The organism is Xanthomonas sp. CFBP 8152 (assembly GCF_014199025.1).
GTDB lineage: Bacteria > Pseudomonadota > Gammaproteobacteria > Xanthomonadales > Xanthomonadaceae > Xanthomonas > Xanthomonas arboricola_B.
The window spans coordinates 651057-666147 of the sequence record NZ_JACHNO010000003.1 but is presented as its reverse complement, the minus strand read 5'-3'; the positions used below and the strand labels follow the sequence as shown (position 1 = coordinate 666147).

Genomic DNA, 15091 nt, shown 5'->3' with positions numbered 1-15091 from the left:
GGGCTGCTCATTTGGATAAGTTGCGCGCGAACTCGGCCGCAACCTCGAAAGCCTGAGCGATCGGCAGCGTTACCGGCGGCGGGATCAATGGGCTTTCGGCGTTCTTCAGCGACACATCGGCTTCGCCCGTCTGGTTACGCCGGACCCTTGCGAGGACATCTGCCCCCCCTGGGCCGACGCGCAACAAATTCCATTTGTCCCGATCGATATCCTCGCCGATCACGGGGTTGTGCCAGCTCATGCCGGCAGGTAGTCCAGGCAGCGTCACGCCTTCGGGAGCTATGACACTGGGCTCTTGGGATCGCCGGAGAGCGGCGCGATGTGCAGATCGGGATGGCATGGTTCGCTGTTCTGGATGTGCTTGCTGCTCGGTCAAGCCGCGAGCCGGTGCTCGTAGAACGGGTGCCGCTTGTCGTCGAAGATCGCCTGCAACGCCCGGAGATTGGCCGGATCCGGATTGAGCCAGGCGTCCACGTGCTCGGGCTTGATGTTGATGATGGTCCGGTCGTGCCCAACCGCGGCCACCTCGGGCTCCGGCTCGTCGGTGATGGCGGCGAAGCTCAGCAGGTCCGGCTGCTCGCCGGCGGGATCTGTCCAGCGGGACCACAGGCAGGCCACCAGCATTGGCTCGCGGTCGCTCGGTTGGAACTGCACTACGCGATTCTTGCCGTCAGGCCCTTCCACGTTCTCGTAGAACCTGCCGACGACCAGAAGACCGTGGGTGTAGCCGAACTGCTCGCGCCAGAACCCCTGCAGGCTGTCCCGCCGGGCGTTGTAGGTGCGCGGGTACTTAGTGTCGTAGATCGGCGGCTTGCCGGCCGGACGGCACTGGTAACGCATCGGCTTGATGACGCGCTGGCCGCCCTCGGAGATGATCACCGGAGCGTAGTAGCCGGGGAAGATGCGGTAATCCCGTGCCTTCGGCTCGGTACGTTGCAGGTCTGCGATGCGGCCCTTGATCTGCTCAATCTTGGTGGTGGCGATGCGCTGGTCGTTGGCCGCCTTTTTGGTCGGCTTGGCGCTGGCCAGCACCCGCTCGGCATCCGCAAGGCGCCGGGCCTGCTTGAACAGCTCCTGCTCCATGGCCTGCATGTCCTCGGCGTCCCACACGGCAAGCTCTGCGGCGATCGCGGCCACGCCTCCCTCCCCGCCAGCGCGGAATGCATCGTCCAATGCCTTGGGGGTCTTGGGTCGCTTATCCGACTCGCCCTGCCGCAGCCACAGCTTCGAGAACTCCTCGATCGACATGATCGCGCCGAAGTTGCGCACCAGCTTCCGGTAGTCGGCCTGGATCTCAGCGGAGTAGCACATTGCAGTCCCTCAGCAGTCGCGGCCGAGATCTTCGAGGCCGTGCCAGGCCAAGATCTCATCGAGCCGCCGGGAGACGAATTGGGCATCCTCCCCCGTGACGGCTCCGTCGCCGACGACGTCCGCCATGCCGGCAAACGCTTGCCAGAAGTGGCAACGGTCGGGGCTGTTTACCAGCAGCGCCGGCACGGCCGCGTCCAGGTTGTCGAGGTGGGTTCGAAGCTCGGATCTGTCCATGCGGGCAGTATCGGCAGCACCGTCTCAGGGCGTGAGACAGTTGGCCGTAGACTGCTGGCATGGACACCACCACCCCCAGCCTCTTCGAGCAGCTGCAGCAGCGCCTAGCGGCCACGTCCGAACCGCTGGAAGTCCTCAACCAGTTCGAGGCGGAGCTGCTGTTTGCCTTTCCTGGTGAGGCGGCCGTGGTCGTCGAGCTGGTCTCATCCTGGGGTCATCGTCTGGGCGTGCTCACACACGACGACCTTGAGGGTTACGTCTAGGGCGCCGGCTGGGCGCTGCTCAGGCGCCTCGCGGGTTGAGCGGCCATCTTGGCACCGCGACCGGCAGATGCAGATTGGCAGCGATATGGGATTTCCCATATCGGCCTGTTACCAATGCTGGGGTCAGAATTGCCCGATGGTGCTCACGCAGGCAGTTCGATCCTCATCCAGTGGGTGACGCCCTCGATCTCGTGCACCTCGTCCCAGTAAAAGCGCGCACCTCGGTGCACTGCCTCACTCCAGAAACGATGCACGTCAAACGTGAGGACCGTTTCGTCTTCGCCGGGCATCTCACAACCAGCTTCGATTTTGATCCATTCCATGGTCGTCTCCGTGATCAACAGGCCCCAGCATCTTATCGAATCGGGACCGCCGAATCGTGAGGCGTGTTCGAGGTTTGCAGGGCAGCCAGAGCGTGCAGGCATAGCTCAAATGAACGTTTTTTTGCATGTGCGGGCCATGCATCTTGGCCTTGCGCCGAGATGACCTCGGGCCGCCGGCACTGATCGGCGCAGCACATCCGGAGAACGTAATGCATGCACTGCTGATCACCGCCGCCGCGGCACTTTTTGGCGTTGCCCTTCCCGCCGCCGCCGGCGAATCCAGCCAGTTTGGTCGCACCCTCCAGCTGTATCAGGAAACGTCCACCACCGGCGAGTCGCTGGACGCCTTCATATCCCGCATCGCGCCGCGCGCCCGCGCCGCATCGCTCAGCGCACGGGCGGTGGTGTGCGGCGAAATCCAGGGCAGCGACCCCTACACCCTCGCCCTCAAGACCGATGGCTACCCCGACGACTGCCGTGTGCCGAAGACCCCCGCGCCGTATGTGCTGGTGAACGGCATTGCCAAGGACGCGCGCGCCGACCACTTCTCGATCGAAAACCGGTTCCGCCCCGGCTACCTGGTCACGCCGTGGTCAATCAAATTTCAGGACCGTAGCAGCGTGCGCAAGGTTGACCCTGTCGGTCGCTGAGCAACTGCTTCAGCTGGTCAGGCCGCAGCCTGCTCGGCTTGCGCCAGACTGGCAGCAATCGCACTGTCTGTTGCCGCCTTGATCAGGGCCTGGAGCTTCCAGCCCTCGAGCGCCTGGGTCGCTTCCGCGCCGGGATAGCGGATGGCGTAGGTCGGCGCGATCAGGTCGGCGATCGGCGACGCCAACACGCCGAGGGCAGCGCCGCGGTCTTCGACCTGGAACGTCACTGTGCCGGTATCGTTGATCGGGTTCCAGATGATGGTGATCTGCTGCGCGAGCGGGTCCGCATCCGGGTCCGGCGTCACCACGTTTGCATCGTAGGCGGCGCGGGTAGCCGCCTTGATGCCCAGCAGCAGATGCACGCCGGGCTCGGTGACCATCTCACCCGGCACCTCTACGGCCGTGCCAGTCGCCGGATCAATATCGGTCGTGGCCGGCGCGGTGATGTCGTAGCTGCGGCCAACCAGGTCGCTGATCTGCACCGTGAGCACGCGTAGGAAGAAGCGCTCCAGCGTCTGCGTCCAGCCATCGGGGTGCGGCTTGGTGGTCATTTGCTCGATGTGGAACTCGACCGGCCCATCGTTGGTGGCCGGGTTCCATCGGATCTCGATGCGAGGCGACACGATTTTGGTCTGCGTGCCGAAGGTAGCGTTTTCGCTGATGATCATTTGGCTATCTCCATGCCATCCAGAGGGCCGTCGATCCACGCCATGATTCCCATGCCGCGCAAGGAAACTGCATGGGTATCCCAGCCGGTTCGCTCATCCAAACCACTGCCGTACTTCTTGACACTGACCAGGTCTGGCGTAACAACGAAGGTCCCACCGCTTCCGCCGCGCAGGAATTCCACCACGGCATTGAGTGTCGGTTCGATGTTTTGGCAGTTGGCCATGGCTTCCGCCAAGGCACCGCGGTGAGGTCGAATCTTCATATTTTTTCCAGTTTGACAGGTGATCATGATCAGTATCCAGTGACGTCGAGGATGGGAGAGCGCACCCAGGCCTGGCCGTAATTGCCAGGGGGCGGTTGCGGATTTCGGTCGGTGCCGGTGCGCAGATCCTGCGCGGTATCGATGGCAGAGATAGATGCGACGTTGCCGTTGATGTTGACCACGCCCTTGCGCCACAGCACCTGCACCTGCCACTGCGGGCCACCGCCGATCAGGCCACCGATGGCCAGCATGATGTTGCCGGTGGACCCAGCCAGCGCGGCATAGGTGCGACCTTCGGCCAGCGTGATCGATCCGCCTTGGTTGGCATTGCCCTGCAGCAGCGCACGCACCTTCATGTACTTGAGCGTTGCGTCGAAATGCACCTCATCGGTGTCGGGATTGGTGACCACCAAGTAGTCTCGCCGCCCGAAGTTCGGATAGTCGAAGACCATGGCAGTGAAGCTGCCGCTGGTGGTGAAGCCGGTGAACGTGAAACTGTTTCCGCTCTGGGTGCGCGTGGCGAGCACGGCGTTGCTCTCGCCCAGAAACGCGAGGGCAGGATTGGTGCCGGCGACCGTCAGGCTCCAGGTTTTGAGCACGCCGCTGCCTGTAGGCGTGATCGTCTGCTTCGACGCCAGCGCCAAGTTCTTCCAGGTTTCCGAGATGACAACGCGATTGGGGCCGGCCTCGAAGATTGCATAGGCCATCAAAACCTCCCGTAGAACAGGATGCCGCCGGCGCGGGCCGTCAACGTTGCGGAAGGCGACACCCAGCTGATCGTGTTGCCATCGTCACTGAAGTAAGGCAGCAGGCTATTGCCGGCACCCGTGTCTGCGATGAACCAGTAGTACAGCTGGTTGGCGCTCCCCGTAACCGGCACGGGCACCGAGCCATTGCTGCCGCTGGCGATCGCGATCGCCCCCATGTGCTGCGTCAGCAGGTCTGAGTCGGGCTGATCGGTGATCTGCAGCAGGACGACGCCGGTGTCGGCGTCGTTGATGATCAGGACGTTGGTCATGTCACTCCATAGCCAAGCGCCACCACACGGCGGCCGTTGGGCGCATAGGCGTAGAACTTCCCACCTACGAACTCGTTGCGACCGCCACCAGGCGTGGCCCCGATGATTTCCACCACGTCCGCCGAAAACGTGATCTTGCCGATCGTGCCGTTGTTGACTGAACGCATGCCGATGACCCTGTTGTTGACGTCAAGCGCCCACGTGTAAGAAGCCTCGTAGTTGGCCACCCCGTTCTCCACGCTGGTGATTCGCGTGGACATCGACTGACTCACCTGCGCGTACTTCGCATCGATACCACTCGCGGAGGGCTGCCACTTCGAAGGTTCGGTCTGTGCTGCACCGGCCTCCTCCAGCATCGGCATTAGCCAGAACACGTAGGGGTTGCTGCCCTGCCCCGACCACAGCTGGATACGTGCAGCCACGGTCCCTGACGGAGATGTCACAGCGACAAATGGGCGACGCCAGTTTTCAATCAATCTGCCGCCGCCACCGCCGGGGTCGTAGGGCAGCTCGGTGGTCTGCCCGCCGTTACCGATCTCATTGCCATTGACGTCGAGAAACACGACGCGGGCAAAGACCCCATAGGCGCGGTGTGCCGCCGCGTAGATCGACAGCATGTACCGCTTGTTGGCCTTGGCAGCGAAAGGAGCGGTGTTCCATATGTAGATGCCGAAGACATTGCGCGGGTCGCTCCATCCGAAGCTGTTGAGATAGGGCGGGTGCTGTCCATCACCACCCACGTTGCGCATCGCGATGCCTGCGCCCGATGTCCACTGGTCCACTGCCAGCGACCACCCCGAAGTGTCCGACTCGAACCCGGCATTCGGAATGATGTTGATGCCGCCTCCAAACTGCGACCTGACGGAGGTAAGCGCAATGCTGGTCGCAGTGGTCTCGTTGCCGATCTGGGTGACCTGCGTTTGCAGCGCCTGTACCGCGCTGGCGTCAGCCTTGCCTGCCAGCGTGGATTGCACGGTGTTGATCAGCTGCGACAGCGAAGAAATGTTGTTCTCGGCCTGGGTCAGGCGCGTGTTCATCGCCTGCACGGCCGACGCATCGGCCTTGCCCAAGAGGCTGGACTGCACCCCGCTCACATCTTGCGCGACGATCTGCAGCTCCTGCTCAATCTGCTGCACATCGGTGGTGACCTGCTGCATCGCCACGCCAATGGCGCCCACCGCTTCGGCCAGGCTTGCGTACTGTCCGATCGACGTCCAATAGGCGGTATCGGTGATGGCGGTGCCCACCGGTACGTCCTGCTTTGCCACATACAGCCCGCCGTCGTGCTTGACGATCGATCCGGACGGCCACGCCTGGTCCACCCACTCCGGTGCATCGACGAGCGCCTGCAGGTTGGCCAGATCCTGCGCCTGCTGTTGCAGCTTGTCGGCCAGTTCCTGATCGCGCGCGACCGCTTCGAGGAAGCCCTGGCGGATCTCCTCGGTGGTCTGGTCGATCGCCTGCCGCATCTCCTCCTGCAGCTCGCCCAGGTTCTTGCCCAGCGTCTTGGTGATGTACTTGGCTGCCACCGACAGCGTGCCGTTGGTGTTCCGGGCGCGGATGGCGAACGTCCAATTGCCCGAGGACGGGATGGGCGAGTCGAATGCACCGGTGTGGTAGCCGCTGTCGCCTACCGGCGTCATGGCGTCCCACGCCGGCATCGGCGCGCCCTGCTCCGGGGCCTGGGCGTAGCGAATCTCCGCGCCTGCCAGGTTGGCCGACTGGATGGTGTCGTTGAAAAAGCCCCAGCTGTAGCGCCGGATGCCGCCGGAGATCTCCTCCACGTCGAACAGGTCGTAGTTCACCGGCGGCGCGTCGGCGCCGATGGTCGTGTAGATCAGCGAGGCGCCCACGCCCATTTGTCCATCAGGGCCGAACGGGCGCACGTTGAGCGTGTAGGTGCCGGCGCGCGGGATGCGCCACCGCGCCGTGCGGGTACGCGTCTGTGCCACTTCCACCAGCTCGCCATTGCCGTCTGACGCCGAGGCGTAGACCACCGCGTGATCAAACGGGCCGCTGATATCGAACGTGGCCACCAGATCGGTGGCCGTGACATCGCCGGTGGTGATCTGGTCCTCATTGATTGCCAGGTTGCTTACCACCGGTCGCGTGGCCAACGATGACCCGCTGTCCGGCGGGATGTACTGACCGGTCTTGACGTACGTCCAGAACTCCGGCGACTCCGGCACCACACTGATGCTCGCGCCCTTGAGATCGCTCTCCGGCTCGATCGCCACCACCCGCACGCGCAGGCCGGGCGTGGCCTTGAAGTCGTAGATCCAGATCGTGTCGTGGGCCGGGTTGTCCTGCCAGCCGCTCTTAACCATCGGATCGTCATATCCCTCGCCCGGGAGCGCCGCATCGTCCGGCCATTCCTCAACGAGCTGGATGGTGTCGGTTGCCTCGGTGAAGTTGCGCACGCGGAACGTCCGATACACCGCCTCGCCCGGGATGCGCAGGCCGATGAAGGCGCTACGCGCATCTGGCGGCGGCACAGGCTCGTCCAGCGTCAGAGTTACCGTGCCCAGCAGCGGGCTGCGCTCTGCAGCCATGATGCGTCCGCCGAATCCCCACTGTGTGAGATCGTGCGAGATCGACAGCATGGACATGCGGCGATACGACAGATACTGCAGATCCTGAGCAAAGCCGATGTCCTTGTACTGGAACAAGCTCTGACCCAGGTGGTAGCGCGCCATCTCGGCCGCATGCGCCTCGCGGCCGATGCCCTCACCAGTCAGACGCGCCGGGTTGAGCATCGTTTCCACGCCTGGCGCCGGCACGCGCAGGGTCTCGACCGTCTTGGTCGTGCTGTCGAGATAGCTGTACTCGATGCCGTCAGCAGCGCTGGCCAGCGTGTAGTCCACGCTGAAGCTGCCCTTCTTCATCTCAGCCATGTTGACCACGCCCGAGAGCGGCTGCTCGTCGGCGGCCCACACCACCGACAGCCGGCCACCTGCCCAGGTGGTCTGCCCCATGCCAGCAAGCGCGATCGTCTGCAGTACCTCGTCGTGGTTGCGCTCTTCGGTCAGCCAGTAGTCGTAGGTGTAGCCGTTTGCCTCGCAGTGGCCCATGAAGCCCTGCAGCGACTCGATGTCGATCTCCTCGTCGCTCTTGCCCATGCCGGCGATGAGCCTGCCGTTCTTGTCGTAATAGCCGCGGACGTACTTGAGGATGTGAGCACCTGGGTTGCTGGTCTCTTCCGTGACCCAGCTGCCATTGCGCCACACCGGGACCGGCGAGGCGATGTGCTCGGCGCGCAACTCGTCGGGCTGGCCGTTGAGCTGGCCGGTGGCCTTCATCAGGATGCCGGTGCGCGCCAGGCCGGCATAGGTGGCTGTGTCCGCCTGCACGCTGCCCATCGTCGACCACTGAAAGTCGTTGCGCTGGGTGTTGTCGCCGTCGTAGTTGCCCAAGCCTAGGATGCGCACGCGCACGTCGTACTGGCCCTTGGCCACATCCGCAGACAGCGTCGCGCGCTTGCTGACGTCCAGCTTGTCGCCGGTGTACGTCTGTGTGGCCAGGCTGGCCCAGATGCCAGTACCGGCAGGTGCGTACTGCACCTGCACCGTCTCGGACACGTTGTACTTCTTGCCCGAGGTGCCCACGCCGCCGAGCACGTATTCCAGGTTGATCTGGATGCGCACGGTGTCGGCGCTGGTGGTACGCGTGACGAAGTCGGCCGTGTCCGGCAGCTCGCCGCCCTCGACCGTATCGACATTGCTGTAGAGCGGGATGGTCTGCTCCGGCATCTGGCTATATCCGGCGTGGTAGATGCTCACGCCCTCGTAGCTGGATAGCGCGGTGTCGCCGTTGCTGTACGCCTCAACGCGCCCGACGCCAATGCCCGGCGTGAGCACCATGGCCAGATACTGATCGTCCCCCTCGTAGAAGGTGTACGGCTTACTGGCAATGTCTGCCGCGATGGGCATGCGACCGAACAGCAAGCCAAGCGGCTCATAGGGGCGCATGCGGTTGCGTGGCGCACCCAAGTTGTAGACGGTGCCTGCAGCGCTCTGGCCAGCAGGGCTTTCAACCTTCGGCCCGAGTGTCTTATTGATCAGGACCGAGCCAGCCACAAAGGCTGCGGTGTACGCGACAGCCGCACCGGTGGTGCCCAGCCCCGCGGCCCACGTCGCGCCCGCGCCGCCGGTGAAGTAGATCAGCGCGGCCATCGCCACGATGTACAGCGCGTTCCGACCGACGGCGCCGCGCACCTCGATGACCTGGCGGTCCTTGGGGAAAACATGCGACCACAGGTGGCGCGGCACCACGCGCCCACCGATCGATACCGTCCACTGGCCCTGGTCCAGGTCGAGCACATGGCGGTGCAGGAAGTCGCACAGCCGCTCGCCAGGCTTCAGATCCATCGGGATATGCCGCTGGCCATCAAGCGTGACCGGATGCGGCGTCAGCACCAACTGGCCGTTATTGGCAGGCGTGGTCATCTGACCCATGTGTAATACCCCTCAATGCGTGCGCCGTAATCCGGCAGCTCGCGTGCCCGATGCAGCCAGCTGCTGCCGAGCGCGCTGGTTGTGTGAAGCACCCAGCCCTCGTGGGCTAGGTAGAAGAAGATGCCCACGTGTCCGGGCCGGCTCTGGCCCTTGTCGAACATCAGCACCAGGTCGCCGTCGACCGGCTTATCGGTGGGCACGGCGTAAGCCCGGGACAGCTCGCCCAGGGCTGCCTGGCCAGCAGCACCGCGCGGGCGCCGCGCCGGCATATGCACCACCCGGCCGAACAGCTCCCGCTGCACCTGCACCACCAGGTCTGCGCAGTCGTAGGTTTCGGCGTCGTAGGGGATGTTGAGGAAACGCTCAACCTCGCTGATGCGCATCAGAAAATCCCCGGCAGCGTGTGTGGATTGGCGCGGAGCTTCACTGCCTGCTGGCGCATGAAGAAGTCCACGCCGATCTGCGCGGTGATCAGCGGGCCGGCAGCGCGCACCTGTGTCAGCGGCAGGTAGAACCGCCGAGCAATGACGTCGGGTTGCACACGGTCCGTGACCAGGACACGGCACATCACCATTTCGTTAGGCTGCATGCGCTCCAGGTCATCGGTGATCCCGCGCCCCACGTTGTCCACTTCGAGCTGTGCGCGTGGCGTTTGGCCGGCCTGGTCAGCTGGCGGCGTGAAGCGGAACGGATACCCGACGTACGTGTTTCCGTTGCTTACCCAATCCTGCGTGTCGTTGGCAATGCGAAGGACCGCGCCGAACGATGGCGCGGTCATCTCCAGCAGCTCAAGTGGCCCATCAGGGTCCGTGACGCGCTGCCGGCGTTCAAGGAAGTTGCTCATCGCAGGTACTCCACGACGGCCTGCCGCGTGCCCTGGGTGAAAGCCGAATTGGTGGCTTGAAGCCGACCGATGGCGCCACCCTTGAAGCGCGCGGAGATCTGCTTGCGAGTACGCGGATGCACCATGTCGAAGTAGCCCACGCGACCGATTTCGTCGAAGTAGAAGTCGTCAAACGCGACCATCGACTCAGCTGTCAGGAACACCATGGTGATCGGCAGCTCCACCATGACGCGCGTGTTGATGATTGCCTGCTTGGCCGGGCCGCGCTCCATCTCGGTGCGCTGCGCGGACGGATCCGGCTCTTCGCCGAGATCTGACGCAAGCAAACGCACCCCTACTGGGAGACTGGCCATCAGCGCTGCTCCCTCAGTCCGAAGCGAGATTTCGCGGCGCCAGCCGTTCGTCCGCCACTTCCCATGTCATCCGCGATGATGTCGACAACGAGTTTCCTTAGCTCTCTGCCGTCAGGCATCGTTGTCCGCTGCTCTCGCGTCTGCACCTGCCCACCTCCGTAATTGTTGATCTCGATCTTTGTCTCGGGAGCCGCATAGCTGCCGCCTCCCGAAGCCATCGGTGCTGCCGGCACCACCTGGCCGCGATTCCCTGGGATCAGGTAGCTGCGGCCTCCCTGCTGGAACAGCTCCGGATCGCCGCCTTCGCCCACCTCGTACAGCGAACCCGGCGCAACCGGACCACCATTCGCGCGGCCGCCGCCGAAGCTCATCCAGCCACCACCGGCAAACGACCCGGCATTGCTGCCGAAGTTGAGGTTGCTGCCCGCGCCTGCGGCGGTACCGGTCCACGATCCACCTGCACCACCGCCCGTCAGCCCGCCCATGACGGTGCCAAGCAGGCCGACAGCCGCCTGCTTGGCGGCGTAGCGCGCGAGGTCGGCGATCATCGAGTCCACCAGGCTGCTGAAAGAGAACTTGCCGGTTTGCGCAAACTGCACAAACTGGTCTTCCCACGAGCTCAGGCTGTTGGAGAAGAACGACCCCGCCTGCTCCGATGCGTTCTGCGCGGCGAAGACGTAGTCCTCCCACACGCGGGTGAAGCCGGTGCGCCAGTCACCGAGCAACTGCATACGCTGCTGCTGGTAGCTACGTTCGATCTCCAGCGATCGCTCCCGGCTCGCCTCGAGCATGGCGATCTCGTTTTGGTACTCGCCCTGGCTGAGCGGGTTCTGCCCGCGCTGCTCCTTCTCCAGCTTCTCCCGCTCGCGCAAGTACTCCCGCTGGATGTCCAACTGCCGCTGCAGCATCTGCGTGGCGTCAGCGCCGCGGCCGATGCCCATCAGATCGACATCAGACTGCTCCTGGCGTTGCTTCTCCAGCTGCGCCAGCCGCTCGGTCAAGGCCGCCTGCGCCACCAGATCACGCTGCGTCTGCTTCGCCTTCTCGGCCTGCGCATCACTCGCCTGTAGCTGCGGGATCATCGCCTGCAGCAGCTGCTTGCTCGCCGCCGTCATCGTGTTGGTCTTGTCCGCCAGCAGCTGCCGCGCCTGGATCACCAGCCGGTCGCTGGCCGATACCTTGTCGCCGCTCTCGGCCAGCTGCTGGTTGGCGGTGATCTGCCGCTGCACGCTGGCGATGAAGCTCTGCGCCGCGTTGTCGTCCGTGTTCGCCTTGCCGATGCCCTCACGCTGATTGAACTGCTTGTCCACCTGCGCGTTCGATTGCGCGATCAGCCGCTGCATCGATCCGTCGAAGTGGCGTGCGTCGCTGTCTGGCAGCTTGTTGTAGATCTCGATGATCTTGTTGAGCGCGGCCTGCTTTGCGCTCGCCCGATCCAAGCCTGCCATTCGAGCGTTCAGAGCCTCGGATGCAGCCTTCTCAGCTGCTTGGCTGTCGTGCAAAACCTTGTTGTAGTCCTCGACCGCCTTGCGGTTGTCGGGAGCCTCTTCGTTGACGGCCGCCGGCAGTCCGTATGGATTGCGCGCCTGAGCCGACAGCCGGCCCATCTCATCCTTCAGGCCGGCCAAGAGGGCTAAGCCGGTACGCGGACCTGCGCTGGCCAGCTTCGCGATCCAGGAATCTTGCAGCCCGCTGTTCCGGCCGATATCCGTAAGCGCGCCGCTGAAATTGACCAGTGCCCCCCAGGCGCCGCTGATCTCGTCCTTCATGGTGCGCCACCCCTGCGCCATCCCGGGCATGACGGCCTCGGTCTGGTTCGCAACGTTGATGGATCGCTCGTAGTACAGCTGCAGTGCTTCGGCCACGGCCTCCTGCTGCCGCCCCTCTTCCTGCAAGGTGATGATCCGCTGCAGCTGTGCGGTGTTGAGAAAGCCTTCCTGCTTGTTCAGTTCCACCAGCGCATCGACAGGATCACGTGCGATGCGCTGGAACGCCTCGACGGTCTTGCTGGTGGCCTGGCCGGTGGACGCCTCCATGCGTGCCGCTGCCTCGGCCACCATCGTGAACTGCTTGCCGGCGAACTGGCCGGAAGCAGCGACAGCATTCAGCGCATCAAGCGCCGCGCCTCGCGTCACGCCCTTCAGATTGTCCAACTCCGAAACCAAGCCGCGGAACTGGCCACCGCTGATATCCGCATTGCGGCCGGTGAGGATCAGGTTCTTCTGGAACTCGAACAGCTCATCCTGGCTTTGCTTCAGCGCCACCGCCAGCGCGAGCGCAGCGGCAGCCGACACGGTCATCGGGTTGACCATGCCCAGCACATACGAGGACACAGCCTTCGCAGCCGGGCCGATGCCGCCGAGCTGGTCCTTCAGCTGTCCACCCTGCTGGATCGCCACCATCCAGATCGGCTGTCCGGCGACCACGCTGGTGACGATGTCCGTCATCTGCGCCGGGATCATGCGCATCGCCGCGGCCGTCTGGCGCGCGGTCATGCCGTACTGCTCGGTGGTGTTCTTGGACTTCAGCAGCGCCTGCCGGCTTGCCTCGATCTGCGCCTGGTATTGCTGCATCACCTGCGGCTTGATCAGCCCCAGGTCGCCGGCACGCTCCAGCCGCTCCTCCATCTCGGCCAGCCGGTTCAAACCGGCAACGGTGGGATCGATCTGCGCGAGCAGGCGCTTCAGGTTGATCTCCTGCGCCTGCGCCGCCTCAGCTGCTGCACGTGCCTGGTTGGCGGTGCGTGCCTCGGCCTCCTGCAGCGCACGCGCACGCGCCACCATGCGTTCCTGCTCGGTACCGGCGCGCGACATCGCCGCAGCCTGCACGTCGATGCCCGCCGCCGCATCGCGCGCAGCCTCAGCCAGGGCACGATCCGACAGGTTCGTCGTGCGGCCTGCTTCGGCATAGGCCATCGCCTGCTGCGCGACGCTGCGGTAGCGCGCCTCCTGCTCTGCCAGCTGCCGTTCCAGCTTCTCCGACGCCGCGGCAGACGCACTCGCATCGGCAGCAGCACTCTTGCCCGCCGCACTGTAGGCCTGCAGTCCAGCCGCCGCACCGGTGAGACGGCCTTCCATGGCCGCCAGCGCCGAGACAATCTCCGCCTGCGCGCGGTTCATCGCCTGTAGTTCGATGATTACCGTGCCGGTACCGACGCCGATCCGCTCCAGCGCTCCGCCCAAACGGTCGCCGAGCGCAACGGCTGAGCGGTCGATCGAGCGGGACATCGACTGGAAGTAACGCTCCAGCCGATCTGCTGAGCCACTGGCCTTGTCGGCGGCGGCGGCGTTCTGGTCCAGCGCCCTGGTGCTTTCGACCAGGCCACTCGAATCGACCTTAAAGCCAAGTTCGGCGATATCCATCAATCAGCTCCAGGTGTTGCTCGGTTCCGGCGGCCGCTCGCGCGCCGCTGCTTGTTCTTCGCGCACGGCACGCAGGTAGGCGTCGTCCATCGCCATGAGCATCTCCACCTCTTCGGGGAGCACATCGCGCAGCAGCAGGCGCTGCCACGCGTCGAGTTCGGCGTAGGACAGCGCCTCAGGGCCGGATCGGCGCCGGCCTGAGATCAACCAGAACCAGTCCCACACGTGGGTAGCTTCTTCTGGCATGTCGACGGCGGGCGCCGGTTCGTCGAAGCGGGCGTTGCGCTGCCGCCGCGTCTCGCCCTTCGCGTCCGGCATGTCGTACCGAACGGTGAGATACGTGGCGTCAGAGATCCTCGCCTTCAGGGCTGCGAAAAAACTCCGCGCGGTTCCCCAGCTCCACCTCGAGCTGGTCGCTGATCCACGGCAGCTCCTTCAGCACCTTGCGCAGGGCTTCGTCGGTCAGCGCGGGTTTGCTGCCGTGGAAGGTCAGGTCGCCCCGCCACTCCCATCCGCCCACAGACGCAACGAGCATGTCGGTGCGGCCCTGCTCCATCTTCTCGGCGGTGATCTTGCCCTTGCCCATCAGGCGGTCGTTCAGTGCCTTGCGGCTGGCCGCGCGCACATTCGGGTGGGTATCGGGCAGCAGGGTGATGCGCAGGCCCACCGGAGCCTCGGTGGCGGGATGCTTGATATCGATGACGCGCTCGGCGGCAACGATGGTGGTCAATTCGGTCATGAGTGATCCTTTGCGATCGATCCGGAGAGGAAGCGGGGGAAGCCGGCTGGATCAGATCCGGCTTATCAGGCGGCCGCCCTATCCCCCGCTGTTCGGTTACGGGGTGACGGGCGCCGGCACTTCGATCGGAACCTGGTTCAGGGCGAGCGAATAGACGTGCAGCACGAAGTCCTCGTTGCGACCGCCCGGCGTGCGGGGGCCGGTGACCAGGCCTCGCAGGTACTCGATTTCGCCGGACGGGCGCTCGACCTTGAAGGCGTAGGCGTCGGTGACCGACGGCAAGCCGGCGGCACGCATCGCGACCTGGCCCGGATCGTCCAACACGCGCGCCACCTCGACCTCGGGGTCGCCGGCATTCGAGATGCCCTTGCCCTTCAGTGCGACAGCGGTGTCCCACGTGTCGTAGGTGACGATGTTGGTGGTCAGACCGCGCTCGCCGACGCTGCCGACCTTCTTGACCTGCACCCAGGTCAGCGCCGCGAACTGGGTCTGGGTCAGATCCTCGTTCTTCGGCGTGGCGCAGATGTAGAGCTTGGAACCGCTGTTGGTTTGTGCCTCAGCCATTGCTGATATCTCCTCGCTTTGGGCATAAAAAAACCCGCCACGGGG

General features: G+C 64.6%; 18 protein-coding genes. 2 read left to right on the top strand and 16 right to left on the bottom strand.

Features of this window, described 5'->3' with window-relative positions; genetic code table 11:
• Positions 1–7: 7 nt before the first annotated feature.
• From FHT09_RS14770 to FHT09_RS14760, 3 genes are all read right to left on the bottom strand, one after another.
• Positions 8–241 carry a hypothetical protein gene (locus FHT09_RS14770; protein WP_104605386.1) on the bottom strand — a complete coding sequence of 78 codons (234 nt, stop codon included), beginning with the start codon at positions 239–241 and terminating at the stop codon, positions 8–10.
• A 131-nt stretch (positions 242–372) separates the two neighbouring features.
• Positions 373–1311 carry an SOS response-associated peptidase family protein gene (locus tag FHT09_RS14765; protein WP_104605384.1) on the bottom strand — a complete coding sequence of 313 codons (939 nt, stop codon included), beginning with the start codon at positions 1309–1311 and terminating at the stop codon, positions 373–375.
• 9 nt (positions 1312–1320) lie between these two features.
• A complete protein-coding gene (locus FHT09_RS14760; protein WP_104605382.1) occupies positions 1321–1545 on the bottom strand; it encodes a hypothetical protein in 225 nt (74 codons plus the stop codon).
• A gap of 59 nt (positions 1546–1604) precedes the next feature.
• Here FHT09_RS14760 and FHT09_RS14755 point away from each other — a divergent pair, with 59 nt between their 5' ends.
• Positions 1605–1808 (top strand): hypothetical protein, encoded by a 204-nt coding sequence (locus FHT09_RS14755; RefSeq protein WP_104605380.1) that lies wholly within the window; start codon positions 1605–1607, stop codon positions 1806–1808.
• Positions 1809–1951: 143 nt separating this feature from the next.
• Here FHT09_RS14755 and FHT09_RS14750 read toward each other — a convergent pair whose 3' ends face one another.
• On the bottom strand, positions 1952–2131 hold the full coding sequence (locus tag FHT09_RS14750) for a hypothetical protein (protein WP_146096455.1): 180 nt from the start codon (positions 2129–2131) through the stop codon (positions 1952–1954).
• Positions 2132–2340: 209 nt separating this feature from the next.
• Between FHT09_RS14750 and FHT09_RS14745 the strand changes: the two genes are divergently transcribed.
• Positions 2341–2781, top strand: coding sequence for a hypothetical protein (locus FHT09_RS14745; RefSeq protein WP_104605376.1), 441 nt, complete (start codon positions 2341–2343; stop codon positions 2779–2781).
• 17 nt (positions 2782–2798) lie between these two features.
• Here the strand turns inward: FHT09_RS14745 and FHT09_RS14740 are convergent, their stop codons facing one another.
• The 12 genes from FHT09_RS14740 to FHT09_RS14685 form a co-directional block, all read right to left on the bottom strand.
• Positions 2799–3449, bottom strand: coding sequence for a hypothetical protein (locus tag FHT09_RS14740; protein WP_104605374.1), 651 nt, complete (start codon positions 3447–3449; stop codon positions 2799–2801).
• On the bottom strand, positions 3446–3739 hold the full coding sequence (locus FHT09_RS14735) for a hypothetical protein (RefSeq protein ID WP_146096454.1): 294 nt from the start codon (positions 3737–3739) through the stop codon (positions 3446–3448). Before FHT09_RS14735 ends, FHT09_RS14740 begins: the two co-directional genes overlap by 4 nt.
• 2 nt (positions 3740–3741) lie before the next feature.
• A complete protein-coding gene (locus FHT09_RS14730; protein ID WP_104605370.1) occupies positions 3742–4419 on the bottom strand; it encodes a hypothetical protein in 678 nt (225 codons plus the stop codon).
• Positions 4419–4730, bottom strand: coding sequence for a hypothetical protein (locus FHT09_RS14725; protein WP_104605368.1), 312 nt, complete (start codon positions 4728–4730; stop codon positions 4419–4421). The genes FHT09_RS14730 and FHT09_RS14725 overlap by 1 nt, the downstream gene beginning before the upstream one ends.
• On the bottom strand, positions 4727–9184 hold the full coding sequence (locus tag FHT09_RS14720; protein WP_104605366.1) for a host specificity factor TipJ family phage tail protein: 4458 nt from the start codon (positions 9182–9184) through the stop codon (positions 4727–4729). Before FHT09_RS14720 ends, FHT09_RS14725 begins: the two co-directional genes overlap by 4 nt.
• On the bottom strand, positions 9172–9567 hold the full coding sequence (locus FHT09_RS14715) for a hypothetical protein (RefSeq protein WP_104605364.1): 396 nt from the start codon (positions 9565–9567) through the stop codon (positions 9172–9174). Before FHT09_RS14715 ends, FHT09_RS14720 begins: the two co-directional genes overlap by 13 nt.
• The gene (locus FHT09_RS14710; protein ID WP_065031476.1) at positions 9567–10028 is read right to left on the bottom strand and encodes a DUF1833 family protein; all 462 of its coding nucleotides are present in this window, start codon (positions 10026–10028) and stop codon (positions 9567–9569) included. Before FHT09_RS14710 ends, FHT09_RS14715 begins: the two co-directional genes overlap by 1 nt.
• Positions 10025–10360 (bottom strand): hypothetical protein, encoded by a 336-nt coding sequence (locus FHT09_RS14705; protein ID WP_104605362.1) that lies wholly within the window; start codon positions 10358–10360, stop codon positions 10025–10027. The genes FHT09_RS14710 and FHT09_RS14705 overlap by 4 nt, the downstream gene beginning before the upstream one ends.
• A 20-nt stretch (positions 10361–10380) precedes the next feature.
• Positions 10381–13743, bottom strand: coding sequence for a phage tail tape measure protein (locus FHT09_RS14700; RefSeq protein WP_146096453.1), 3363 nt, complete (start codon positions 13741–13743; stop codon positions 10381–10383).
• 3 nt (positions 13744–13746) lie between these two features.
• A complete protein-coding gene (locus FHT09_RS14695; RefSeq protein WP_065031480.1) occupies positions 13747–14061 on the bottom strand; it encodes a hypothetical protein in 315 nt (104 codons plus the stop codon).
• A 28-nt stretch (positions 14062–14089) separates the two neighbouring features.
• The gene (locus FHT09_RS14690) at positions 14090–14482 is read right to left on the bottom strand and encodes a hypothetical protein (protein WP_104605358.1); all 393 of its coding nucleotides are present in this window, start codon (positions 14480–14482) and stop codon (positions 14090–14092) included.
• A 96-nt stretch (positions 14483–14578) separates the two neighbouring features.
• Positions 14579–15046: a hypothetical protein gene (locus FHT09_RS14685; RefSeq protein ID WP_047124396.1), complete on the bottom strand. Its 468-nt coding sequence runs from the start codon at positions 15044–15046 to the stop codon at positions 14579–14581.
• Between the last annotated feature and the right edge of the window lie 45 nt (positions 15047–15091).